Origin of the sequence: Helcococcus sp. KG196, assembly GCF_046035495.1 — a bacterium.
GTDB classification, from domain to species: Bacteria; Bacillota; Clostridia; order Tissierellales; family Peptoniphilaceae; genus Helcococcus; species Helcococcus ovis.
This window is the reverse complement of sequence record NZ_JBFNFI010000005.1, coordinates 12,449-36,639: the sequence shown is the minus strand read 5'-3', so window position 1 is coordinate 36,639 and position 24,191 is coordinate 12,449. Positions and strand designations below refer to the sequence as shown.

Genomic DNA, 24,191 nt, shown 5'->3' with positions numbered 1-24,191 from the left:
TTTTATGAAAACAATTATGATGAATATGGTCAGAATTTTTAATGGAAGCAAAGTATTGGTTCTCGATAAAAAGAAAAAATATGGCTGGGAAGGATTAACATTTCCCGGGGGAAAAGTTGAACCTTTTGAATCTTTTAATAATTCTGCAATTAGAGAAATAAAAGAAGAAACTAACTTAGATATAAAAGATTTAGAATTTAACGGTTTTATTCAGTGGTATTGTAAGAATTCTGATGAGAGATATGTTGGCCTTTTATATACAGCACATGGATTTGATGGAAAGTTAATATCAGAAAATATAGAAGGAAATTTATTTTTTGAAGATTATGAAGAATTTAAGGCAATGGAAGGACATTCTGATTCAATGGAATATATTTTAAAAATATATGATGGGATGTATAAAGAAATATCTTTGATATATGATGAAAAAAATGTTTTAATTGAAAGGGAATTTATAAAATGAGGATAAATACGAAAAAATTAAATGAAAAATTATTAACTTTTACTTATCCCCAAGAGATAAAATCTATTAATTCAGAAACATTTTATATAAAAAATATTATATATTCTGGTGAAATACGTAATGTTTATAATATCTTTTATGAAAATATAAAAGAGTTTTTTATTAATGATGGAAAAGTATTTATTTTAGAATTAAATTTTAATGAAAATCTTAACTTTTCAGAACAAGGTTATAAATTAATTGTAAAAGAAAATAAAATTTTAGTTGAATATAAAAATGAAATTGGGCTTATATATGCTTTGATGAAGTTAAATAACATTATAAAAATAAATAAGTCTTTATTTGAATTTGAAATTATAGATTATCCAAGATTATCAGAAAGAAGAATTTTACTTGATATTGGTAGGAAGTATTTTACAAAGGATTGGATACTTAATTTAATATCTGAAATGTCAAAATTAAAATTGAACACATTAATGTTACATTTTTCAGAAAATAGAGGGTTTAGAATTGAATCCGAATTTGATCCTAGTATTGTTTCAAAAGATGGTTTTCTAACAAAGAAAGATATAAGAGAAATCATAGATTACGCTAAAAATAAAAATATTTCAATAATTCCAAGTTTAGATACTCCAGGTCATGTTGAACATATTCTTAAAATTCATCCAGAATTAGGACAAATTGATATTAATGGAAAAAATAGTAAATATTCTTTTGATATAACTAGAAAATCAGTTTTAGAATATATTAAAAATCTATATTTAGAATTTATGGAATTATTTAATAATTCAAAATATTTTCATATAGGATTTGATGAATACATGGATTTTAAAAGTGAACAATTTAAAAATAAATATCAAAAAATATTAGAAGAAAATTCTAAGATAAATGGATTTTCAAGTTGGACAGATTCAATAAATTTATATTTAAATGAAATTAGTAAACTAATGATAGAAAATAATTTTATTCCAAGAATATGGAATGATTGTTTACATTATGGAGAAAATACATCAAATATATTTTCGAATAAACTTGAAAATAGGATAGGAGTAGATTATTGGTGTAATATTCCATGGGATGATAATGTTGTTAATATTTCTTACTTATTGGATAAGGGGTATAATGAAATATACAATTCAAATTCAAGCTTTTTTTATTATGTTTTAAGAGAAGAAATGCCGAAAGATGGTAGAAAACAAAATTCATGGGATTACTTTAATCAATATCAAAGAATATATAATATTTGGAGTCCTGGAGTTTTCTTTGGTGAAAATATTGATAATGAAGATAAGAGGATTAAAGGTGCTTCTATATCAATTTGGTGTGATAATCAAAATCTAGTAAGTCAAGATATTATTTTTGAGGATATAAAAAAAGAGTTAAGAGCATTTGCTGCTAAAACGTGGAATTATAAAATAAATGAGAATATAGATATTGAAAAATATTTTGAAAATTTAAGAATTATAGAATAATTATAAACTAAAAGCGGTTATAATATAAAAAACATGGTACTGTTGCAAAATAACATTTTTAGTTATTTTGCAACAGCCCTATGCAAGTTATAACTTTTTATTTTATTGTACATTTATATTATTTATAACATTTTCATAAGCTTCTATTGAAATAGATGGATTCCATGTGTAACCTGCAGCTTTATTTGAATTTATATAATCTTGTTTGTCTTTTTTATATTCTTTAATTTGGAACTTTAAGGCATCTAAACTCATCTTAAAATTATTCTTTTTTTCTAAATTAGGTATTAATGAATTTATATAATTAATACTTAAGTTTGGTTTTTCTTCAAAAACTGAAGCATAATTTAATGAATCATAAAACGTACCTATAATTTGTAAGCCTGATCCGGCAGTTCCATTTGGTGTTTTTTCTAATTCTGTAACAAATTTATTTATATTTTCTTTTTCTAAGTTAGATAAACTAGAATTTTTTTCATTTTCTTTGCTATTATTTTCTTTTTTTGACAATTCGTATAAGCTATTTACTAATTTTTCCAAATTATTAATATTTTTTTCGTTAGTAAATTTAGCACCTGCATCTTCATGTGATTTTTTATATTCACTAGGATTACTTTTGAACTTTTTGATATTTTCAAAAAGTAAAGAAATAGTCATATTTAAATCTGATTTTTTTTCTGAATTTTCATAAAGCTTATTAACATAATTAATTGTTTCATCAGAGTAATCTTGAAGATTTAATGACTCATCCAATAGCTTAACAGCTCTTAAAGATGAACCTGTTGTTCCGTGTGGGAATTTAATTAAATTTTGAAACCATTTATTTAATATATCCTTGTTGATTTCTTTTTTAGTTTCAATTAAAGTCTCTTTTTTAGTTTCTTTTTCTTCGACTAATTTTGTATTGTTTTTAGCATTTGTTGAACAAGCAGTAACTATTAAAGAAATAGATAGTAATGCTATAATTTTTTTTATATTACTTTTCATATTCCATCCTTTTTTATTTTAATTTGTGATATTATTTTTTGAATCATGTTTTATTTCTTTCCATTCAACATTGTCCTTAAATAGGACATATGCATTAATTGGTATCCACGATGCTAAAAACACACCAAAAAATAATATTCCTTTCCACATAGGAATAATTTTTTTGCCATTAAGTGCTAAAATAAGAATTGCAAATAATGAAGGACCAAAAACCATTCCAATAATATTATACCCTAAAATTGAAAACCCAACAATTGAAGTTGTTTTCATAGATATTAATATAGTACCGAAAATCATAGAAAGTAAACTTATATTGCTTATATAATTTGCAATTAGCATTGCATATGTATCTAAAAAATTAATACCTTTCCCCCTGAATAAAGACTTAAGTACTTCTCTAGAATTTGCTAAAAAACCTTGTTTTAATCCTAATTGCCACCTAATTCTCTGATGCCATGAATCAATAAAAGAATTTGGTTGTTCATCGTAAAAAATTGCCTTTTCTGTATAACCAATTTTTTCACCTTGAAGAGTTGTCAAAACTGTAAATTCCAAATCTTCTGTTATTGTTTTAGTATTCCACCCACCTAATGATTTTATTACTTTTTTTGTAACCATAAATCCACATCCTATAATCATATTATTTAATTTTAGAGCAGTTCTAGGTTTATTGTAAAAAGTACTTATCATATAGTGATATAAAGTATATGAGCCTGATGTAAAAGATTCATATGGGTTTTTCGAATCTCTAAATCCCTGAGATGCTGAAAATCCATATTCAATTTGTTTATTCATTTCTAACAGAAAATTTTTATCGACGATATTATCCGCATCAAATATTACATAAGCATCATGGTCTTCATTATCTATTAAATAATCAAACATTTGATGTAAAACATCACCTTTATTTTTTATTGGAGATTTAATATCAAATACTCTTACCTGCTTATTTATTGCAACTTCTCTAGTGTTATCAGTACAATTATTTGGAGCTATTATGATTTCATATTTATCTTTTGGATAATTTAAGGACTTTAATGAATCTATAAGATTTGATATGACCTTTGCTTCATTTCTAGCAGCTACAAGAATTGCAAATTTATTGTAATTATCAGTATCAGGAATATTATTTATTTTTTTGAAATAATGTAATCCAATAAAAAACTGATACAGGGAATAAGGAATCAATATTAAACTGAGAAATATTACTATATATGTTATAATTTTTAAAATCATTTTACACCATCCTTTTTATAAATTATACCATAATCTTGAAATAAATATATTACAATTCAGTAAAAAAATTTGACAATTATTTATAAAACAGATATACTGAAATAGTATTTTATAAATTGATTATTTTTATGGAAGATTAATTTATAATAATTTATAAAGTAAATACTGCAATATATTGTATGTTATTATGCGGAAGTGGCTCAGTGGTAGAGCATCGCCTTGCCAAGGCGAGGGTCGCGAGTTCGAATCTCGTTTTCCGCTCCAATCAAATCAGGATTATCCTGATTTTTTTTTACAAAAATGAAAAAAATGTTGAGAAATTTATTAATTTATAATAACATTATATTAATATAAACACTTGGAGGGGATAAATGGACAGAAGACCAAATTTAAAGAGGAAAAATGATACAATGCTTAATTATATTATGATTGCATTAATTGTAATTTTAATATTATGTTTTATTGTTTATGTAGTATCTGCATTTTTTGGTGGAAATGATAATTCAAATAAAAAGGATGTGAAAACCACTACAATAGAAACAAAAGCTGAAAAGAAAAAATTACAAACATTTAAGGTAACAAAAAAGGAATCTGCAAAAGAAACAAATAAAGAAACAAAAAAGGAATCCATAAAAGAAACAAACAAAGAAACCTCAAAAGAAAATAATAAAGAGAATTCAAAACAAACATTAAAAGAAACAAATAAAGAAACTTTAAAAGAAAATAATAAACCTGATAATGGACAAAGAAGTGATAATAGAAACTCTGACAATCCATATGCTGCTATCGCATCTGATGAAAGGATTAAGAATGCATCTGAAAAAGAATTAGTGGATATGATAATTAGAGGAGATTTAGGATATGGAGCTGAAAGACAGGAAATACTAAAAAATAATGGACTTGATGTTGAGCATATAAATTCTCTTGTAAATCAAAGATTAAAAGAATTAGGTTATTAAGTAACTATTAATTTATAACCTAAATGTAATTAATGATTATTTGGAATGGTTGTAAAATAAATGATATTTAATTATAAAAAATTAATAATGAACATAAAAAATCCCTAGATTCCAACGTCTAGGGATTTTTTATGGTATAATATTAATAAAAAAATTAAAAAAATAATATAAAAATAAATAAGTGCTAAAAATTTATATAACTGTTTTATTAAAAATTTTTTTACTTTAAATATTCTAGCATTTTTAATATAATATATAGAACAGATGTATAAGGAGAAATTATGGATATAGTTAATCCATCAATACTTTCTGGATTTATGGAATTATTGCCAGAAGAGCAGAAATTATTTGATGAAATAAAATTTACAATTGAAAAAAATTTTATTAAATATGGTTTTGTTAATTTAGATACGCCACTTATAGAAAAAGAAGAAATTTTACTTTCTAAAGGTGGAGGAGAAACATCAAAACAAATTTATAGAATAGATAAAGAAACTACGCCTCAGGCATTGAGATTTGATCTAACTGTGAGTTTAGCAAGATATGTTGCTATGCATGCAAATGAAATAAATTTTCCATTTAGAAGATATCAAATCGGAAAGGTTTATAGAGGGGAAAGAAATCAAAAAGGAAGATATAGAGAATTTTACCAATGTGATATAGATATAGTCGGAAATGAAAAACTAGATATTGCGAATGATGGTGAAATTCCATCTGTAATTTATAATATTTTTAATGATTTAGGATTAGAAAATATTACATTTAGAATAAATAATCGTAAATTATTAAATGGATTTTTGGAATCAATTTATGTTAAGGATTTTGAATCTGTAATGAGGGCAATTGATAAATTACCAAAAATTGGAATAGAAAAAACTAAATTAGAGTTGGAAAAGTTTGGATTAAATGTAATTCAAATTAATAAAATATTTGATTTTATTAATTTATCTGAATTAGAAAATAAAGAAGTGTTAGATAAATTATTAAATACAGAAATAAATAATGATGTGTATTTTGAAGGGTTAAATGAATTAAATAAGGTATATAAATATATGGAATTATTTGGAATTCCAACTAAAAATATTAAGATAGATTTAATGATTACCAGGGGGCTTGATTATTATACCGGCACTGTATTTGAAACGTTTTTAGACGGATATGAATCAATTGGCTCGATTTGCAGTGGTGGAAGATATGATGATCTTGCAAGTAATTTTACTAAACAAAAATACCCAGGCATAGGTTTATCGATAGGATTGACTAGATTGTTTTATCAATTAAATGAGTCAAATTTATTGAAAAAACAAGAGGAAAAAGTAAATCATAATATTTTAGTAATTCCTATGAGTGAAGAGGTTTATGATTATTCTATTGAAGTTGTTAATCTGTTGAGGAATAATAACATAAATTCTCAAATATACTTAGAGACAACAAAAACGAAGAAAAAATTTAACTATGCAGATAAAATCGGCATAAAAAAAGCAATTATTATTGGTGAAACCGAAAAGCAAAATAAAACTATTAGTTTGAGAAACTTTGAAAATGGTGATCAAGAAGAATTTAAGTTAGAAAATTTAGTTAAAATATTAAACGGGGGAAAAAATGAAAATTAAATTTCCAGATGGAAGTATTAAAGAGTTTGAAAAAAATACAAGTTTATTAGATATTGCAAAATCAATATCTGAAGGGTTGGCACGTTCAGTAGAGGGTGCCATTGTAAATGAAAACACTTTAATGGGATTACAGGAAACATTAAGTGAGGATAGTGAAGTTAACTTCATTAAGTATGATACCAAAGAAGGTAAGCATTTATTTTGGCATACTTCTTCACATTTAATGGCTGCAGCTATCCAAAAATTATTTCCGGGAACGTTATTTGCTATAGGACCTGCTATTGAAAATGGATTTTATTATGATATAGATAGTGAGCATCAATTTACACCTGAAGATTTGAAAAAAATTGAAGAACAAATGTTGAAAATTGCAAAAGAAAAGCAAAATGTAATAAGAGAAGAGATCACAAGAGAAGATGCATTAAAATATTTTGAAGAAAAAGGTGATAAATATAAGGTAGAGTTAATTAATGATTTACCTGAAGATGCACCACTTTCATTATATAAATTGGGTGATTTTACTGATTTGTGTAAAGGGGCACATATTTTAAATACCAAAGATATTAAAGCTGTAAAATTATTATCTATTGCTGGTGCTTATTGGAGAGGTGATGTTAATAATAAAATGCTTCAAAGAATTTATGGTATAACATTTAAGAAGCAATCAGAACTAGATGAATATTTAAATATGATTGAGGAAGCAAAGAAAAGAGATCATAGAGTCTTAGGTAAGCAAATGAATTTGTATATGATTTCTGAAGAGGGGCCAGGATTTCCTTTCTATCTACCAAACGGTATGATATTAAAAAATAGCCTGGAAAGGTATTTAAAATCATTAATGGATAGGGCAGGGTATGGTCAAATTCAAACACCAATGATTTTAAATGAAGAATTATGGCACAGATCTGGACACTGGGATCATTATAAAGACAATATGTATTTTACAAAGATTGATGATGAAAATTATGCAATAAAACCAATGAACTGTCCAGGAGCGATTTTAGTTTATAAATCACAACCTCATTCATATAGAGATTTACCAATTAGATTATCAGAATTAGGACATGTTCATAGACATGAATTATCAGGTGCGTTACATGGATTATTTAGAGTAAGAGCATTTACACAAGATGATGCTCACTTATTTGTGACAAAAGAGCAAATTAAAACAGAAATTAAAAATATTATGAAATTAGCTGATGAAATTTATACAAAATTTGGATTTGAATATAAAGTATTCATTTCAACAAGACCAGAAGATTTCATGGGAGATCCTGAAGTTTGGGATGTAGCAGAACAAGCGTTAATATCTACTGTAGAAGAATTGAACCTACCTTATGAATTAAATGAGGGAGATGGAGCATTCTATGGACCGAAAATTGATATTCAATTATTTGACTCGTTAAAGAGAGCTTGGCAATGTGGTACAGTTCAATTAGATTTCCAAATGCCTGAAAGATTTGATATTCATTATGTTGATGAACATGGAGAAAAGGTAAGACCAGTTATGGTTCACAGAGCATTATATGGGTCATTAGAAAGATTTATCGGTATTTTAATAGAACATTATGCTGGACATTTTCCACTATGGTTAGCCCCAGTACATGCAACATTTATTCCTGTAAGTTTAGATGTTCATGGGGAAAAAGTAAAGGAAATATATAATAGATTCTTGGAAAAAGGACTAAGAGTTCAATTTGATGATAGAAATGAATCAATGGGTAAGAAAATAAGAGACTCTCAAACATCTAAAGTTCCATATCAATTAGTAATTGGTGATAATGAATTAAAAAATAACACTATATCAGTTAGAAAATATGGAGAAACAAAATCAGTTGATATTGATTTAGATAAATTCTTAAATCAAATGGTTGAAGATTTTGAACAAAGAAAATAATTGACATTTGTCTTGAATTGTTGTATACTTGTTTAGTAATGAAGAAGAGTGCCTACTCTCACCTAATCGTATTGCGAATTGGGTTAAACTAAATTAATGATTGTTAATGTAGTAGCGTAGGTATCTCTAAGCTACTATTTTTATTTTAAATTAAAACTTATATACTTTAGGAGGTATGTTATTAAAGAACTTCAAATAAACAATCAAATTCGTTTTCCAAAAGTAAGATTAATAGATGTTGATGGAGAACAATTAGGTATGTTTACTTCAGCAGATGCACAAAAAAGAGCCGATGAACAAGGATTAGATTTGGTGTTATTATCACCTAATGCAAATCCGCCAGTTTGCAGAATTATGGATTACAGTAAATTCAAATATGAGCAAATAAAAAAACAAAAAGAAGCTAAAAAGAATGCTAAAACTGTTAACGTTCAAGAGATAAGATTGTCTCCAACAATTCAACAACATGATTTAGAAATTAAAGCCAAAAATGCAAGTAAAATCATAAAAAAAGAAGATAAAGTTAAGGTAAGTATTAGATTTAGAGGAAGAGAAATGGCTCACAAAGATTTAGGTAAAGAAGTATTGGATAAATTCTTCGAACTAGTAAGTGATATTGCTCAAATATCCAGTAAACCTAAAATGGAAGGCCGTAGCATGCAGATGATAATAGAACCAAAATCAGAATAAGGAGGAACGTTGTATGCCAAAAATGAAAACACATAGAGGTTCAGCAAAAAGATTTAAGAGAACTGGATCGGGAAAATTAAAGAGATTTAAAGCTTATAAGAGTCATATCACAGCAAAAAAATCACCAAAAAGAATTAGAAACTTAAGAAAATCTACATTGGTAAGTAGTGCAGATATGAAGAGAATTGGACAAATGATTCCTTAGGAGGTAAAAGATGGCAAGAGTAAAACGTGCAGTAAATTCAAAGAAAAATCATAAAAAATACTTAAAATTAGCTAAGGGATACTTTGGTGGAAAATCAAGATTATTCAGAACAGCTAAACAAGCAGTAATGAAATCATTACAATATGCTTATATTGGTAGAAAAAATAGAAAAAGAGATTTTAGACAATTATGGATTGCAAGAATCAACGCAGCTTCAAGAGCAAATGGTTTAAGCTATTCAAAATTTATGGGTGGATTAAAGAAAGCTAATATCGATATCAATAGAAAAATGTTATCAGAAATAGCTATTAATGATCCTCAAGCATTTTCAAAATTAGTTGAAACAGCTAAAAATGCTTAATTGAATTAAATATATTAGATTCTTTGTAAAATACCCTGTAAGGGATAAGTAGTTTTGTGAAGAATTGAAGTAGCATATTGAGAGAATTAGAGAGTAAAATTTCTAATTCTTTTTTTATTTGTAGATATTTAAATAATTTTGTGTATTATTTAAATTTTATAAGTTCCAGATTAATGTAGACATATATAGATTTTAATAATTAAATAAGTTAATATATACTAAAATTAAAGATGATAACATTTTCATTTTTTGAAGAGAGGGGGTGAAATTTTGAATAAAAGGCAAATTATGATTTTACAAACAATTAAATTAAAAGATGAGTATATAACAGCTAAAAGTATGTCAGAAATATTTGGAGTTTCGACTAAAACAATTTATAAAGATATTGATAAAATAAATGAATATATTAAACAATATGATATAAAAATAGAAAAATTGCCACGAAAAGGAATTAAAATAAATGATAAATATCAAATAAAAAAATTATTTTCAATTTTATCAAATTTAGATTTTAACAAAAATAATGATAACAAATCAATTGAGTTTAGAGAAGAATATTTATTTAAGGAAATTTTACTAAATAGGAAAAAATTAAATGTTTTTGATTATGAGGATAATGCATATCTAAGTGAAGGGTCAGCAAGGAGAGATATTAAAAAATTTGAAAAATATTTAATATCAAAAAAAATATATTTAGAAAAAGAAAATGGAAGATTTTATGTAACCGGTGATGAAGTAAATATTAGAAAAACCATTAAAGAATATTTATATGCATTAATAGATAATTCAAATTTTGAAGATATAAAAACTTTATCAAGATTTTATAACATAGAAACTATTTATAATTGTAAGAATGTAATAAATGAATTAGGAAGGAAATATAATTATAGTCTTAGTAAAAGATATTTCAATACGTTATTAATAGACTTATTGGTTCAAATACATATGATTGAATTAGGATTTATACTATATGATTATAAAATTAGTTTAAATTTTGATATTAATCATTTTGAGGTATATTTTTATGCACGAGAAATTTTGACAAAAATATTAAATTTGAAAGAAGAAATTCCTAGTCAAGAAATAGAAGCATTATCTTATACATTATTAGCAGTAGGATTTGAAATAAATAGTATTGGATATAATTCAAGATTATATAAGAGTGTAATAGCATTGATAAAAAAAGTATCAAATATTTTAGATATTGATTTAACACAAGATGAACATTTAAAAGATATGTTAATAAGTCATGTGGGACCAATGATATTTAGATTAAAAAAATCTATTTCTGTTATCAATCCAGTTGTTGAAGAAGTGAAGAAACAATATAGTGTTTTGTATAATGTTATATGGCTATCTGTTAGAGAGTTAACAGATGAATTTAATATAAAAATGACAGATGATGAAGCGGCGTTTTTAGCAATTCATTTTCAAATTGCTGTGGAAAAAGTCCATAAATCTATAAATATATTAGTAATATGTCCACATGGGATATCAACTTCTGAATTAATTGTTAGTAAATTAAATAGGATAATTTTAGGAACAGATAAAGTAATAAAAGCAGATTTTGATGATTTAGATAAAATTAAATTTAATAATATTGATTTTATAGTTTCTTCAGTAAAATTAAATAATCTTAAAATACCTATATTTGAAGTTAGTCCAGTAATAACTGACGAAGAGATGAAAAATATTCGTATATTTTATAATAATCTAGATAAAAATAGGTTAACAAAATCTAATGAAAAAATAGAAACAAATAAAAATTTAATTAGAGAACTATTAGAAGAAAATATATTGTTAAATAGTAAAGCTAAAAATAAAGAACAAGTTTTTGAAGAAATAATTAAAATATCAAATAAGCTTAATCAAAAAGATTCTCAATTTTTAGATTCAATAAAAAAAAGAGAAAATATGGGTAGTACTAGTGTTTATACAGGTATTTCAATTCCGCATTGCGATCCCAAACATGTTGCCAGATCACAGCTAGGAATTATTACATTAGATAAACCTATTGAATGGGGAAAAAACTTAATAAAGGTGGTGTTATTAATTGCTATATCTGATCATGATATTAATAGTACCAAGGATATTTTGATTAATATATATAGAAAAATAGAAAATAGAAATTTTATTGATAAAATATCTAGCTCAAAAACAAAAGAGGAATTAATATCAACATTTATAAATTGGAGAGAGGATTATGTTTGAGCATAAAATTATAAAGTTAAAAGTTAAAAATATAAAAAATAATAAGGAGGTGTTAAATGTTTTATCAAATGCTCTTATAAAAGAAAAAATTGTAAAGTCATCATTTAAAAATGCTGTAATAGATCGTGAAATGAAATATCCTACTGGACTAGAGTTTGAGGGGTATAGTATTGCTTTGCCACATACAGAGAGCGAACATGTCAACAAATCTCAAATTGCAATTATGACACTTGAAAAACCGGTAAAGTTTTATGAAATGACATCACTTGATAAAGAAATCGATGTAAAAATAATTTTTATGTTGGCATTAAAAAATAGTGAACAACATATAAAAATTTTACAAAAGGTAATGAAATTAGTTCAGGATAAAGATACAATGAACAAATTGTATTCATTTGACGATTCAGAAGTTAATATTAAAAAATTAATTAAGTTATTAGAAGAGTATGAATTTAATTAAGGAGGTAAAAATGTTAGAACTTTTTCAAAAATTTATTGATATGGGAGCTATAGTAGTGTTACCAATTCTGATTTTTATATTTGGAATCATACTTGGAACAAAACCTAAAAAAGCATTTGTATCTGGAATAATAGTTGGGGTTGGGTTCGTTGGACTTAATATGGTTATAGATTTATTGGGTAGTAGCTTAGGACCAGCAGCTCAAAAAATGGTAAAAATATTTGGATTAAATTTAACGACAATCGATGTTGGATGGCCAGCAGCGGCTGCGATTTCTTATGGAACTGTTTTGGGAAGTTTAGCTATTCCTATAGGAATAGGGCTTAATATAATATTATTATTTTTAGGATTAACAAAAACGCTTATGGTTGATATGTGGAACTTTTGGCATGCAGCTTTTGTTGCATCTCTAGTTTATGCAATAACTAAAGATTTTGCTTTAGGAATTTATGCCACAGTTGCATATTTAACAATGATATATTTGTTAGCTGATATTATAGCTCCTAGAATTAAAAAGTTTTATGGATTTTCTAATATAACATTTCCTCATGGAACATCTGCACCTGGGTTTTTATTTGCATTACCATTAAATTGGATATTTGAAAGAATTCCTGGTTTTAATAAAATAGAAGCTGACCCAGAGTCGGTTCAAAAACGATTTGGGGTATTTGGTGAAAGTACAGTTGTAGGATTGGTAATAGGTTTTGGAATGGGGATTTTAGCAGGATATGATTTTGGAGCAGTTTTACAATTAGGGATTAAGACATCAGCTGTAATGGTATTAATGCCTCGAATGGTTTCGCTTTTAATGGAAGGGTTGTCACCAATTTCGGAGTCAGCAAATTCATTTGTTCAAAAACGATTTCCGGGAAGAGAAGTTAATATTGGAATGGATTCTGCCTTATCAGTAGGTCATCCAGCAGTCCTATCAAGTTCGTTGCTATTAGTGCCGATAACAATTCTTTTAGCTGTTATTTTACCAGGAAATACAACATTACCATTTGGGGACTTAGCCACAATACCATTTGTTGTATGTTTGATGGCAGCGGTATTTAATGGAAATATTGTTCGTACTGTAGTTGGAGGAACTATATATATGGCTCTAATATTATATATAACTTCTTGGGCTGCTCCATTAGTAACTATGGCGGCAAAATCTGCTAATTTTGACTTAGGTGGAAATAAAAGTATAACGGCTATGGCAGAAGGTGGATTATGGCCAACTTTAATATTTATTTTATCTGGGAAATATATGCCATGGATAATGATAAGTATAATTTTAGTTGTCAGTTTAATTGGGCTATATTATGTAAATAAAGTTAAAAATAAAAAATAAAATTAAAATGAGGAGTTGAGTATAAATGAAGAAATTACTTATTATGTGTGGTTCAGGAATTGCAACTTCTACAGTTGTTGCAGGTAAAGTTAAACAATGGTTAAAAGATAATAATTTAGAAAATAATGTACAAATTTACCAATCAAAAGTTGCGGAAGAAGTTAATCATATAGATGATTATGATGTTGTAATTTCAACAACAACAGTTCCGGATAATATTAAAGAAAAAGTAATATTTGGACTTCCATTATTAACTAATATTGGAGTTGATGAAATGTGGAATAAATTAAAAATAGAATTGGAAGATAAAAAATGAAAGTATCATCTCGAGAAATTTTAAAAAATGCTCAAGAAAATAATTATGCGGTACCTGCGGTAAATTTTATTGATGGACTTACGGCTAAAGCATATTTAGAAGTTTCTGAAGAATATGATGTTCCTTTGATATTAGCATTTGCACAAGCTCATGAAGAGTGGTTGTCTTTAGAAGATGCAGCTTTTATAGGAAAATACATTCAGCAAAGTGCTTCATCTCCAATAGTATTGCATTTGGATCACGGACAAAATATAGATTATATAAAGAAAGCAATTGATTTAGGATTTAATTCAGTAATGATTGATGCTTCAACAGAAACATTTGAAAATAATGTAAAAATAACAAAAGAAGTTGTTGATTATTCCCATAAATATGGTGTTGATGTAGAAGCTGAAATCGGATTTGTTGGTGCAAATGATAACTTAGAAAATCATAAAGTAGTAAAATCAATATACACTGATGTTGAAGATGCAGTTGAATTTGTAAAAAAAACAAATGTTGATTCACTAGCGATTTCAATAGGAACAGCTCATGGAATATATAAAGGTATTCCAAAAATTAATTTTCAAAGATTATCTGAAATTAGAAAAAAAATAGATTTACCTTTAGTTTTACATGGTGGATCCTCAACAGGTTATGATAACTTAAACAAATGTGTTTTGGGAGGAATAACTAAAATAAATTTATTTTCAGATATGATTAATGCAGGATTTGACGCTAATAAAAAAACTAATGTAAATGATTATCCATCTTTGATATTTAATATAAAAGACAATATAAAAAAGAAATTAATAGAATATTATAAAGTATTTAGATTAATTGAATAAAAGGAGAAGTCATATATGAAAATAGATTTAAAAGGGAATTTTTTTGTATTTAATCCAAAATCATATTTATATGGTGAAAAATTAATAAATTACGCTAAAATTGCTGATAAAATGGCTAAAAAATATCCTAATATTGATATTTTTGTGACAGCACCATATGCTGATCTATATCGTTTGAGTTTGGAAACGGAAAATATAATTGTGACCTCACAACATTTAGATGGTATAGATCCTGGTAGAGGAATGGGATTAGTTTTAGCTGATTCATTATTAAATGTAGGAGTTAAAGCTACATTTTTAAATCATGCAGAATATCCTTTAAGCTTATCAGAACTCTCTCGTTCGATTAAAAAAGCTAAAGAATTAAACATAATTACAATTGTATGTGCAGATTCAGTAGAAGAAGCAAAGTCTATAGCAAATTTTGATGTAGATATTATTTTATGCGAACCTACTGAATTAATAGGAACAGGAATAACAAGTAATAGGGATTATGTTAAGTCTACAAGTAGTGCTATTAGAAATATAAATCCAAATGTTCTTATTATGCAAGCAGCTGGAGTGAGTACAGCTGAAGATGTATATAATATAATTACTCAAGGAGCTGATGGAACTGGATGTACAAGCGGGATTGTAAAAGCTGATAATCCTGAACAAATGATAATTGATATGATTGAAGCTGTTAACAAAGCTATTGGAGGTTAGTTTATGACCGTATATATGAAAGATTATGAAGTTGAAACTAAGGAGGGACAGGTTACATATATAGATATTACAAAAAAAGTAAGATATTCTATTGAATCTAGTGGTATAAGTAAGGGAATTTGTATAGTAACAACAAATCATACAACATGTTCAATATTTTTTGAAGAATTTACACATGATATTGACGAAAATGGAACGGATTTTTTGCTACTTGATATGGATGAATGTCTTCAAAAAATTATTCCAAATCATGAAAGTTCAGAGATTTATAGATATCCGGGAGATGAACATTACCATCAGGTTAAATCTTGGAAAAATCATGAACAATGGTTACCTAATGGGGATCGTTCAAAATTGTGGAATGCAGATGCACATATAAAATCTTCAATAATAGGTTCAAGTGAGACTTTTGTTGTAAAAAATAATGAGTTATTTGTTGGAATAACAGGATATATATATTTTGTAGATTTTGATAGAACAAGAGAACGAAAAAGAAAATTTACGGTTACCGTAATAGGAGAATAATAAGATTACTAAAATAAAGAGGGGCTATAATTATATTCAGTAAATAATAATATTTTAAATAGTCCTTTTTTATATTTAAAAAATAAGTTTAAATTCATAAAATTAAAAATGAACTGTTGGGAAATTTATTTTTATATATTTGAACGAAGTATATTTAAAAATATTTTGCAACGGCCCCCTTTTATTTGTGATATAATAATTTTGTAATTCAAAATTGAGGGGATATATGAAAGTTAAAAATTTTTTAAGTAATATATTTAAGGCTAAAAATGCAACAAGATTTATCTTAAATATGTATATTTTAATAATTATAATAGGTGCATTTATTTTGATGCTTCCAATATCATCAAATTCAGGAAATTTCACATCATTAATGGATGCATTATTTACAACTGTTTCTGCAATATGTGTTACAGGATTAACTACTGTAACCACTGCAACACATTGGTCAGTTATAGGTAAGTTTGTAATTATTATACTTATACAACTTGGTGGATTGGGTATAATGACTGCTGCATCCATAATATCATTGATTTTTAATAAAAAAATGTCTATTTCAGATAGACTACATTTATCAGAAGAAAAAAATACCGTTTCGATTCAAGGCATTATTAGACTTATAAAATTTATTATTTATTCTACATTTATAATTGAGTTAGTCGGAGCTATATTTTTTATGTTTACATTTATTCCCGAATATGGAGTGTTAAATGGTATAGCTTATAGTATTTTTCATTCAATTTCCGCATTTTGTAATGCGGGATTTGATATAATAGGATCTGAAAGTTTAACAAAGTATGCATTAAATGTAAATGTATCACTTGTAATTTCTGCATTGATAATTATAGGTGGTATTGGACATAAGGTTATAACTGAAATTTTAGAAAAAAAATTTTCATTTAAGAATTATTCACTACATACTAAACTTGTAATTATTATGACAGCATCTTTGTTAATTTTCCCGACAATATTTTTTATGATAGTAGAATGGAATAATCCTGAAACTTTAGGTCAATATGGTTTTTTTGGAAAATTATTAGTGTCATTTTTTGAATCAACAACATTAAGAACTGCTGGATTTTTCACAACTAATCAAAAAATGTATTCAAATGCATCTGCATTAATAATGATATTGATGATGTTTATTGGGGGCTCACCTGCTGGAACTGCCGGGGGATTTAAGACTACAAGTTTTGCAAGCATGTTTTTAATCACAAAGTCAAATGTTAAACAAGAGAAAAATATTGTTATTTTTAGAAGAACAATATCTTCACAAATTACAAAAAAAATTATTGCCTTATTTACAATATCAATAGCTTGGATATTTACTATAACAATTTTAATGTCTTTAACAGACTCTGCTAAAGATTTTGTAGATATAATCTATGAAATTTTGTCTGCATATGGTACTGTTGGTTTAACGAGGGGAATTACTCCTGATTTATCAGAATTAGGCAAGATATTTATAATGGCAACTATGATTTTTGGGAAAATAGGGCCTATATCAATGATATATGCATTTATAGGAAAATCTAAACCAAAAACATTTAAGGAACAAGAAGAAAATATTTTAATTGGATAGGAGAAAATATATGAAACAATATGCAGTTATTGGATTAGGAAGATTTGGTACTTCAGTTGCTTCTACTCTTCATGAATTAGGGCATGAGGTTGTTGTTGTAGATGAAAATGAAGATAATATAAATGAATTAGGAGATTATTGTACGCATGGATTAATTGGAGATTCGACTCAAATGGATGTATTAAGAGCTGCAGGAGTCAAAGAAGTTGATTCAGTAATTATTGCTATAACAAACTTTGAAACATCTATTATGACTGCTTTACTATGTAAAGAATTAGGTGCTAAAAATGTAATAGCAAAAGCTAGAAATGATAGTCATGCTAAGATTTTAGAAAGAATAGGTGTTGATAATGTAGTTATCCCTGAAAAAGATATGGGGAAAAAATTAGCTCATAATTTATCTTCTAAAAATGTTGTTGACATTATTACACTTTCTTCAAATTATGATATTGTTGAAATGAAAGTACCGGAGTCATGGCAAGGTAAAACAATTGCACAATTAGATATTAGAAAACATTATGGTTTAAATATTTTAGGGGTAAATAAGGATGGAGAATTTGTGGGTAATCCAAGTCCATCTATGGATTTAAAGCCGGGGGATAATTTAATTATAATGGGTTCAACAAATGAAATATCTAAAATTGAAAGTATTGAATAGAAAAAAATATCTTATGTGTTTTTCATCACTTAAGATATTTATTTTTTAAATTATAATATCTATGTAATCATTTATGTTACATAGTAGAAAGAGTCTTTATGTATGAAATAATAACAAGTTTAAATAATAATTTTATAAAAGAAATTAAAAAACTAAGATTTAAAAAAAATAGACAAAAATTAAATAAATTTATTATAGAATCAAAAAAATTAATTTTAGAAGCTATTTCATCAGGATATGAAGTAGAAAGAGTTTTTGTTATGGAAGGAAAATTATCTTTATTTCATAATGAAACTTATATATCAGAAAAATTATTTAATGATGTTTCATGTATGGTTAATCCGGATGGATACTTAGCTATTTTAAGAATTAAGAAAAACAATTTTTTATCTAATAAAGTTTTAATATTAGATAATATTCAAGATCCCGGAAATATGGGAACTTTGATAAGGTCTGCAGAAGCTTTTGGATTTAATACAATTGTATCAATTAATTCAGTTGATTTTTATAATGAAAAAGTATTAAGAGCAACCATGGGTTCGGTTTTTAGACTTAATTTAATTGATACTAATTATAGTTTCTTAGAAAACATGAAGGATTACACAATTTACATTGCAGATATGCATGGTTATGATTATAGAAAATCAATTCCATCAAAAAAAATTGCTATTGTAATAGGAAATGAGGGAAATGGTATTTCGGATGAAATATTAAAAATAAAACATGAATTAATTAAAATTCCAATGTTAGGTAGGATTGAGTCACTTAATGCTGGCGTAAGTGGAGCTATCTTAATGTCGAATTTTATAGAGGAATAGGTGTGATATTAAGATTTAATAATGTATCAAAAAAATTTAATAATTCAAAAATAAACTTCGAATTAAAGAATATTTCATTTGATTTGCATGAAAAAGAGGTTTTAGGAATAATTGGTAAAAATGGCTCTGGTAAAAGCACTATTTTAAGGATTGCTAATAATCTTGTAAGAAAAGATTCCGGTGAAATAATATATGATAATATTTCTATTGAGGACTTATCATACAAACAAATTTTGAATATGAGAAAAAATATAGCATATATTTTTCAAGAGGCAAATCTTTTAGATAATAAAACTGTTTATTATCATTTGAGCTTAGTGTATAAATTGAATTATTATAAAGTTAATGAAGAAGAAATTGATGATATATTAAAATTTATGGAAATAGAACACTTAAAATACACATATTGTATATATTTAAGTGGAGGACAAAAACAAAAAGTAGCAATAGCCATTGCTATTTTACAAAAACCTAAAATTTTATTATGCGATGAAATAAGTGCATCTTTAGATACAAAATCTGAAAAAGAGATATTTGATTTATTAAAAAAAATTATGAATTCTTCAAATATATCAATTTTGATTATTTCGCATAATTTAAATATTATGAAAAATTTTTGTGATAGGATTTTATTTTTAGAAAATGGAGAAATAAAAGATTCTATTATTCCTAATAAAAAATATATATCGTCAAATGATAATTATTACCGTAATGTTAAGGAGTATTTAAATGTTTGATTTACTTATACAAAATAGAAAAGAAATATTTCAGGCATTTATAGAAACTAATATAATGATTGCTGCTACTATTATTTTTTCATTGATAGTATCATTGCCTCTAGGAACATTACTATATTCGTTAAACAAGGAATACCTTATAAAAAATAAAATTTTATATCAGATTTTAAGTTTTGCATTAAACACCTTAAGATCTGTTCCATTTTTATTATTTATATTTGTGTTAATTCCTGTAAATAGGTTTTTATTTAATACATCATATGGTGTTATTTCAGCAATTATTCCATTATCATTGGTTACAATAAGTATTTATACTAGATTTGTAGAACAAGCATATATAAATATTGATCAATCAATAATAGATAGAGCTATAAGTATGGGAGCTACAAAAATTCAAATAATTTACTATTTTTTATTTCCTTCAATATATAGTGATTTGATTTTATCATTTACTTCTGTAATTATGAGTACATTATCATACTCGACAGTAGTAGGAGTTATAGGAGCGGGTGGTTTAGGTGACTATGCATTTAGATATGGATATCAGGAATACAATTATAAATTAATGTATCTTATAATAATAATTTTTGTTTTATACGTTTTTTTTATTCAAAGTATTGGATATTTCATTGCAAAAAAAGTTAACAAATATAAGGAGAAAAATTAATGAAAAAATTATTAACAGTTTTATTAGTTTTTTCAGCATTACTAGTAGGTTGTGCGGGAAATTCACAAAAACAAATAAAGATGAACGAAACATCAAAAAAATTAAATAAAGAAATTGAAGTGATAAAAGTTGCTGCTCATACCAATCCTATGACAACGATGTTAAAGCTTATAGAACCTGATTTAAAAGAAAAAGGATATAAATTGGAATTAGTAGCAGTTAGTGATAATGTACAAGCTAATGTTGCTTTACAAAATAAAGAAGTAGATGCGAACTTTTTTCAACATGAACCATTTATGGCTCAATTTAATGAAAAAAATAAAGGAAATTTAGTTAAGGTAACTCCTGTTTATAATGCTCTAGTAGCATTTTATTCAAAAACTATAAAATCATTAGATGAATTAAAAGATGGAGCTATAGTTTCTATACCAAATGATCCTACAAATAAAGCACGTGCATTAAGATTATTGGCATCTTCTAAGTTAATCGAATTAAAAGACCCAAATAGTTATAAAGTTTCAGTTGATGATATTGTAAAAAATCCTAAAAACTTAAAATTTAAGGAATGGGGATTACTTAATTTAAATGAAGCATATCAAGAATCGGATTTAACATTTAATTATCCAACATATATTGAGGCATTAAAATTAAAACCCTTAGAAAATGGATTAATACTTGAACCGGATGCAGATAAAATTTTTTCAATTATAATTGCAGCTAGAAAAGATAATAGAGATTCTGAAAAAATTAAAGTATTGAAAGATGTAATGAATGGAGAAAAAATTAAAAAATTTATTGAAGAAAAATTAAAAGGACATGCTAAAGCAGCTTTTTAATTAAAAGCTATAGAAGCTGTTGCAAAATAACTAAAAATATTATTTTGCAACAGCTATTTTTATAAAAATAATTTTGTAAATCATTATAATTCTGATATAATTTAGGATATTAAAAAGTAAGAAAAGAGGTGTGTATGGAAAAAATTTCTTTTGATAATGAAAAATATATCAAAATGCAGTCGGGAAAAATTCTAGAAAGAATTAGTAAATTTGATAATAAGCTATATTTGGAATTTGGTGGGAAATTATTTGATGATGCTCATGCATCCAGAGTTTTACCAGGATTTAAGGTAGATACTAAACTTCAAATGTTGTTGAAACTTAAAGATAAAGCAGAAGTTGTTATAGTTGTAAATGCAAATGATATTCAAAGTAATAAATTAAGAGGTGATTTAGAGATAGGATATGATAGTGAGGTTTTAAGATTAATTGACTCATTTAATAGTGTTGATCTATATGTTTCATCTGTAATGATTAACCAATTTGAAAATCAACCAAATGCAATTAAATTTAGAAATTACTTAGATAAAATGAATATTAAATCTTATGTTTCATATACAATTGAAGGATACCCAAACAATACCTCTTTAATAGTAAGTGATGAAGGATTTGGAAAAAATGAATATATTAAAACAAGTAGACCTTTAGTTGTAATTACTGCTCCCGGACCGGGAAGTGGAAAATTAGCAACGTGTATGTCCCAAATGTATCATGAATATAAAAATGGTGTTAAAGCCGGATATGCAAAATTTGAAACATTTCCAGTATGGAATTTACCATTAAAACATCCTGTAAATATTGCTTATGAGGCAGCAACTGCTGACTTAAATGACGTTAATATGATAGATCCATTTCACTTAGAAGCATATGGTGAAACTACGATAAATTACAATAGAGATGTAGAAGCATTTCCAATATTACAATCAATGTTTAATAAAATTATGGGAGAATGTCCATATAAATCGCCAACAGATATGGGAGTTAATATGGTTGGATACTGTATAAGTGATAATGATGGGGTTATTTCTGCAAGTAAAGATGAGGTTATCAGAAGATATTATGATGCTTTATGTGATTTGAAAATTGGTAAAGTAAAAGAAAATGTAATACAAAAAATTGATATATTAATGACTCAGTTAAACATTAAACCTGAAGATAGAAAAGTTACACTACAAGCAAGAAAAAAATCAGAAGAAAATAATACTTCAGCTTTTGCTATAGAATTACCAGATAATAAAATTGTTACCGGAAAAACAACTCAGTTGTTAGATGCTTCCTCAGCTTGCTTATTGAATGCATTAAAAACTTTAGGAAATATAAACGATGAAATTCCTTTAATATCACCTAATATACTAGAACCTATTACAGAAATGAAGTATAATATAATTAAAGAGGATGGAGTTAAATTACATCTTGATGAAGTTTTAATAGCATTAGCAATGTCTGCAACAACAAATCCGGTTTCACATTTAGCTATGGAACAATTAGAGAAATTAAGAGGATGTGAAGCTCATTCAACAATAATGCTAGAATCTAATGATAAAACTATATTAAGAAAATTAGGATTACATTTTACTTCAGATCCTAAATTTAGATCGAAAGGTTTATATAGGAATTATTAATGGGAAGATATAGTAATATTAAAGTTATTGCAAATCCACAATCAGGCAAATCTGATAGTAAGGATTTTGAAGAATTAATAAAAGAACAACTAAGTAAATATTATAAAACTGTAGATTTTGAATATACAAAAGAAGTAGGAGATGCCACTATAATAGCAGCAAAGGCGTGTGAAGATAATTATCATTCAATTTGCTCAGTGGGAGGAGATGGCACATTATCAGAAGTTATTGAAGGCATGGTAAAATATGAGAAATCTCCAAAATTAGTAATATTTCCGGCTGGGACAGGAAACATTATGTCTAAATCATTAAAAATTGGACAAAATAAAAAGACTGTTATTAATTCAATAGACTTTACTAAAACTAAAAAAATTGATATAGGTAAAGCAGGAGAAAAAGTTTTTAGCTTTGCTTTAAGTATTGGCCAAATTCCTGAAGCTATTAATGAAGTTACAAATGAAGAAAAAGAAAAAAATGGTTTTTTTGCATATTTTTCTAATTTATTAAAAAGACTTATAAGAAAAAGAAAAACTCACTATTTAAGAGTTATTGTAGATGGTAAAGAATATGAAGGTAAAGTTGATCATTTACTTATATTAGTTTCAGATAAATTTGGAAATTTAAATATTCCTAATGAAGAGTCATCAATAGATGATGGATACCTTAATGTATATATCTTAAAAAAAGGTGCTATATTTGAAAAACTAAGAGTTGGAATCGAAGTTATTATAGGAAATTTATTAGATAATGAAAATGTAGAGTACATGAAGGGGAAAAATATCAGAATTGAATCATTAAATTCAGAAAAAATTAATGTTGATTTAGATGGAGATAGAGGTCCTAGATTACCATTAGATGTTTCAATATTAAATAAAAACATTGAGGTATTTACAGGAAAAAAATATATAAAATAATATACTATAAATAGTAATCACAATTATTTTTGATTACTATTTTTTTATTTTTTGTTAATATTTATAAAATATTAATAAAATTTTTTATTTTAAT

General features: G+C 25.9%; 25 protein-coding genes and 1 tRNA gene. 24 read left to right on the top strand and 2 right to left on the bottom strand.

Annotated features, from left to right (window positions below):
- The first annotated feature begins 4 nt into the window (after positions 1-4).
- On the top strand, positions 5-463 hold the full coding sequence (locus tag ABGF45_RS03465) for an NUDIX domain-containing protein (protein WP_408112637.1): 459 nt from the start codon (positions 5-7) through the stop codon (positions 461-463).
- Positions 460-1,935 (top strand): family 20 glycosylhydrolase, encoded by a 1,476-nt coding sequence (locus ABGF45_RS03460; RefSeq protein ID WP_408112636.1) that lies wholly within the window; start codon positions 460-462, stop codon positions 1,933-1,935. The genes ABGF45_RS03465 and ABGF45_RS03460 overlap by 4 nt, the downstream gene beginning before the upstream one ends.
- Before the next feature lie 102 nt (positions 1,936-2,037).
- Here the strand turns inward: ABGF45_RS03460 and ABGF45_RS03455 are convergent, their stop codons facing one another.
- Both ABGF45_RS03455 and ABGF45_RS03450 read right to left on the bottom strand, forming a co-directional pair.
- On the bottom strand, positions 2,038-2,922 hold the full coding sequence (locus ABGF45_RS03455; protein ID WP_408112022.1) for a hypothetical protein: 885 nt from the start codon (positions 2,920-2,922) through the stop codon (positions 2,038-2,040).
- 18 nt (positions 2,923-2,940) lie between these two features.
- Complete coding sequence (locus ABGF45_RS03450; protein WP_134744507.1) at positions 2,941-4,158, bottom strand: glycosyltransferase family 2 protein; 1,218 nt, start codon at positions 4,156-4,158, stop codon at positions 2,941-2,943.
- Positions 4,159-4,347: 189 nt separating this feature from the next.
- Between ABGF45_RS03450 and ABGF45_RS03445 the strand changes: the two genes are divergently transcribed.
- From ABGF45_RS03445 to ABGF45_RS03340, 22 genes are all read left to right on the top strand, one after another.
- Positions 4,348-4,422: transfer RNA gene (locus ABGF45_RS03445), tRNA-Gly, on the top strand.
- 107 nt (positions 4,423-4,529) lie between these two features.
- The gene (locus ABGF45_RS03440; protein WP_134744506.1) at positions 4,530-5,117 is read left to right on the top strand and encodes a hypothetical protein; all 588 of its coding nucleotides are present in this window, start codon (positions 4,530-4,532) and stop codon (positions 5,115-5,117) included.
- 281 nt (positions 5,118-5,398) lie between these two features.
- Entirely contained in the window at positions 5,399-6,730 is a 1,332-nt protein-coding gene (hisS, locus tag ABGF45_RS03435; RefSeq protein ID WP_134744505.1) for a histidine--tRNA ligase, read from the top strand.
- Positions 6,720-8,627, top strand: coding sequence for a threonine--tRNA ligase (thrS, locus tag ABGF45_RS03430; protein ID WP_134744504.1), 1,908 nt, complete (start codon positions 6,720-6,722; stop codon positions 8,625-8,627). The genes hisS and thrS overlap by 11 nt, the downstream gene beginning before the upstream one ends.
- Positions 8,628-8,786: 159 nt before the next feature.
- On the top strand, positions 8,787-9,317 hold the full coding sequence (infC, locus tag ABGF45_RS03425) for a translation initiation factor IF-3 (protein WP_134711096.1): 531 nt from the start codon (positions 8,787-8,789) through the stop codon (positions 9,315-9,317).
- 13 nt (positions 9,318-9,330) lie between these two features.
- Positions 9,331-9,522 (top strand): 50S ribosomal protein L35, encoded by a 192-nt coding sequence (gene rpmI, locus ABGF45_RS03420; protein WP_134711094.1) that lies wholly within the window; start codon positions 9,331-9,333, stop codon positions 9,520-9,522.
- Positions 9,523-9,532: 10 nt separating this feature from the next.
- On the top strand, positions 9,533-9,883 hold the full coding sequence (gene rplT, locus ABGF45_RS03415; protein WP_134711092.1) for a 50S ribosomal protein L20: 351 nt from the start codon (positions 9,533-9,535) through the stop codon (positions 9,881-9,883).
- 270 nt (positions 9,884-10,153) lie between these two features.
- Positions 10,154-12,094 carry a transcription antiterminator gene (locus tag ABGF45_RS03410; RefSeq protein WP_134744503.1) on the top strand — a complete coding sequence of 647 codons (1,941 nt, stop codon included), beginning with the start codon at positions 10,154-10,156 and terminating at the stop codon, positions 12,092-12,094.
- Complete coding sequence (locus tag ABGF45_RS03405; protein ID WP_134711088.1) at positions 12,087-12,554, top strand: PTS sugar transporter subunit IIA; 468 nt, start codon at positions 12,087-12,089, stop codon at positions 12,552-12,554. Before ABGF45_RS03410 ends, ABGF45_RS03405 begins: the two co-directional genes overlap by 8 nt.
- Positions 12,555-12,564: 10 nt before the next feature.
- Positions 12,565-13,890: a PTS galactitol transporter subunit IIC gene (locus tag ABGF45_RS03400; RefSeq protein WP_134744502.1), complete on the top strand. Its 1,326-nt coding sequence runs from the start codon at positions 12,565-12,567 to the stop codon at positions 13,888-13,890.
- A 25-nt stretch (positions 13,891-13,915) separates the two neighbouring features.
- Positions 13,916-14,206: a PTS sugar transporter subunit IIB gene (locus ABGF45_RS03395; protein WP_134711084.1), complete on the top strand. Its 291-nt coding sequence runs from the start codon at positions 13,916-13,918 to the stop codon at positions 14,204-14,206.
- Positions 14,203-15,033, top strand: a complete 831-nt coding sequence (locus ABGF45_RS03390; RefSeq protein WP_134744501.1) for a class II fructose-bisphosphate aldolase — start codon at positions 14,203-14,205, stop codon at positions 15,031-15,033. Before ABGF45_RS03395 ends, ABGF45_RS03390 begins: the two co-directional genes overlap by 4 nt.
- Before the next feature lie 15 nt (positions 15,034-15,048).
- The gene (locus tag ABGF45_RS03385; protein ID WP_134711080.1) at positions 15,049-15,738 is read left to right on the top strand and encodes a triose-phosphate isomerase; all 690 of its coding nucleotides are present in this window, start codon (positions 15,049-15,051) and stop codon (positions 15,736-15,738) included.
- 3 nt (positions 15,739-15,741) lie between these two features.
- The gene (locus tag ABGF45_RS03380) at positions 15,742-16,263 is read left to right on the top strand and encodes a YjbQ family protein (RefSeq protein WP_134711078.1); all 522 of its coding nucleotides are present in this window, start codon (positions 15,742-15,744) and stop codon (positions 16,261-16,263) included.
- 226 nt (positions 16,264-16,489) lie between these two features.
- Positions 16,490-17,845, top strand: a complete 1,356-nt coding sequence (locus ABGF45_RS03375; protein ID WP_134711076.1) for a TrkH family potassium uptake protein — start codon at positions 16,490-16,492, stop codon at positions 17,843-17,845.
- Between the two features lie 10 nt (positions 17,846-17,855).
- Positions 17,856-18,503 carry a TrkA family potassium uptake protein gene (locus tag ABGF45_RS03370; RefSeq protein ID WP_134744500.1) on the top strand — a complete coding sequence of 216 codons (648 nt, stop codon included), beginning with the start codon at positions 17,856-17,858 and terminating at the stop codon, positions 18,501-18,503.
- 98 nt (positions 18,504-18,601) lie between these two features.
- The gene (locus ABGF45_RS03365; protein WP_134711072.1) at positions 18,602-19,321 is read left to right on the top strand and encodes an RNA methyltransferase; all 720 of its coding nucleotides are present in this window, start codon (positions 18,602-18,604) and stop codon (positions 19,319-19,321) included.
- Between the two features lie 2 nt (positions 19,322-19,323).
- A complete protein-coding gene (locus ABGF45_RS03360; protein WP_134744343.1) occupies positions 19,324-20,058 on the top strand; it encodes an ATP-binding cassette domain-containing protein in 735 nt (244 codons plus the stop codon).
- The gene (locus ABGF45_RS03355; RefSeq protein WP_134744344.1) at positions 20,051-20,725 is read left to right on the top strand and encodes a methionine ABC transporter permease; all 675 of its coding nucleotides are present in this window, start codon (positions 20,051-20,053) and stop codon (positions 20,723-20,725) included. Before ABGF45_RS03360 ends, ABGF45_RS03355 begins: the two co-directional genes overlap by 8 nt.
- Positions 20,725-21,561 (top strand): MetQ/NlpA family ABC transporter substrate-binding protein, encoded by an 837-nt coding sequence (locus tag ABGF45_RS03350; RefSeq protein ID WP_134711066.1) that lies wholly within the window; start codon positions 20,725-20,727, stop codon positions 21,559-21,561. Before ABGF45_RS03355 ends, ABGF45_RS03350 begins: the two co-directional genes overlap by 1 nt.
- Before the next feature lie 134 nt (positions 21,562-21,695).
- Positions 21,696-23,183: a DUF1846 domain-containing protein gene (locus ABGF45_RS03345; RefSeq protein ID WP_408111640.1), complete on the top strand. Its 1,488-nt coding sequence runs from the start codon at positions 21,696-21,698 to the stop codon at positions 23,181-23,183.
- Positions 23,183-24,097 (top strand): diacylglycerol kinase family protein, encoded by a 915-nt coding sequence (locus ABGF45_RS03340; protein WP_134711062.1) that lies wholly within the window; start codon positions 23,183-23,185, stop codon positions 24,095-24,097. Before ABGF45_RS03345 ends, ABGF45_RS03340 begins: the two co-directional genes overlap by 1 nt.
- Positions 24,098-24,191 lie beyond the last annotated feature (94 nt).

Excerpts from the sequence above, each read along its gene's own strand:
- ABGF45_RS03345 (WP_408111640.1), top strand. The coding sequence starts at position 21,696 with ATGGAAAAAATTTCTTTTGATAATGAAAAATATATCAAAATGCAGTCG.
- ABGF45_RS03400 (WP_134744502.1), top strand. The coding sequence starts at position 12,565 with ATGTTAGAACTTTTTCAAAAATTTATTGATATGGGAGCTATAGTAGTG.
- rpmI (WP_134711094.1), top strand. The coding sequence starts at position 9,331 with ATGCCAAAAATGAAAACACATAGAGGTTCAGCAAAAAGATTTAAGAGA.
- ABGF45_RS03350 (WP_134711066.1), top strand. The coding sequence starts at position 20,725 with ATGAAAAAATTATTAACAGTTTTATTAGTTTTTTCAGCATTACTAGTA.
- ABGF45_RS03380 (WP_134711078.1), top strand. The coding sequence starts at position 15,742 with ATGACCGTATATATGAAAGATTATGAAGTTGAAACTAAGGAGGGACAG.
- ABGF45_RS03405 (WP_134711088.1), top strand. The coding sequence starts at position 12,087 with ATGTTTGAGCATAAAATTATAAAGTTAAAAGTTAAAAATATAAAAAAT.
- ABGF45_RS03390 (WP_134744501.1), top strand. The coding sequence starts at position 14,203 with ATGAAAGTATCATCTCGAGAAATTTTAAAAAATGCTCAAGAAAATAAT.
- ABGF45_RS03385 (WP_134711080.1), top strand. The coding sequence starts at position 15,049 with ATGAAAATAGATTTAAAAGGGAATTTTTTTGTATTTAATCCAAAATCA.
- ABGF45_RS03365 (WP_134711072.1), top strand. The coding sequence starts at position 18,602 with ATGTATGAAATAATAACAAGTTTAAATAATAATTTTATAAAAGAAATT.
- ABGF45_RS03455 (WP_408112022.1), bottom strand. The coding sequence starts at position 2,922 with ATGAAAAGTAATATAAAAAAAATTATAGCATTACTATCTATTTCTTTA.
- ABGF45_RS03460 (WP_408112636.1), top strand. The coding sequence starts at position 460 with ATGAGGATAAATACGAAAAAATTAAATGAAAAATTATTAACTTTTACT.
- rplT (WP_134711092.1), top strand. The coding sequence starts at position 9,533 with ATGGCAAGAGTAAAACGTGCAGTAAATTCAAAGAAAAATCATAAAAAA.
- ABGF45_RS03450 (WP_134744507.1), bottom strand. The coding sequence starts at position 4,158 with ATGATTTTAAAAATTATAACATATATAGTAATATTTCTCAGTTTAATA.
- hisS (WP_134744505.1), top strand. The coding sequence starts at position 5,399 with ATGGATATAGTTAATCCATCAATACTTTCTGGATTTATGGAATTATTG.
- ABGF45_RS03395 (WP_134711084.1), top strand. The coding sequence starts at position 13,916 with ATGAAGAAATTACTTATTATGTGTGGTTCAGGAATTGCAACTTCTACA.
- ABGF45_RS03465 (WP_408112637.1), top strand. The coding sequence starts at position 5 with ATGAAAACAATTATGATGAATATGGTCAGAATTTTTAATGGAAGCAAA.
- ABGF45_RS03370 (WP_134744500.1), top strand. The coding sequence starts at position 17,856 with ATGAAACAATATGCAGTTATTGGATTAGGAAGATTTGGTACTTCAGTT.
- ABGF45_RS03375 (WP_134711076.1), top strand. The coding sequence starts at position 16,490 with ATGAAAGTTAAAAATTTTTTAAGTAATATATTTAAGGCTAAAAATGCA.
- ABGF45_RS03340 (WP_134711062.1), top strand. The coding sequence starts at position 23,183 with ATGGGAAGATATAGTAATATTAAAGTTATTGCAAATCCACAATCAGGC.
- ABGF45_RS03440 (WP_134744506.1), top strand. The coding sequence starts at position 4,530 with ATGGACAGAAGACCAAATTTAAAGAGGAAAAATGATACAATGCTTAAT.
- thrS (WP_134744504.1), top strand. The coding sequence starts at position 6,720 with ATGAAAATTAAATTTCCAGATGGAAGTATTAAAGAGTTTGAAAAAAAT.
- ABGF45_RS03355 (WP_134744344.1), top strand. The coding sequence starts at position 20,051 with ATGTTTGATTTACTTATACAAAATAGAAAAGAAATATTTCAGGCATTT.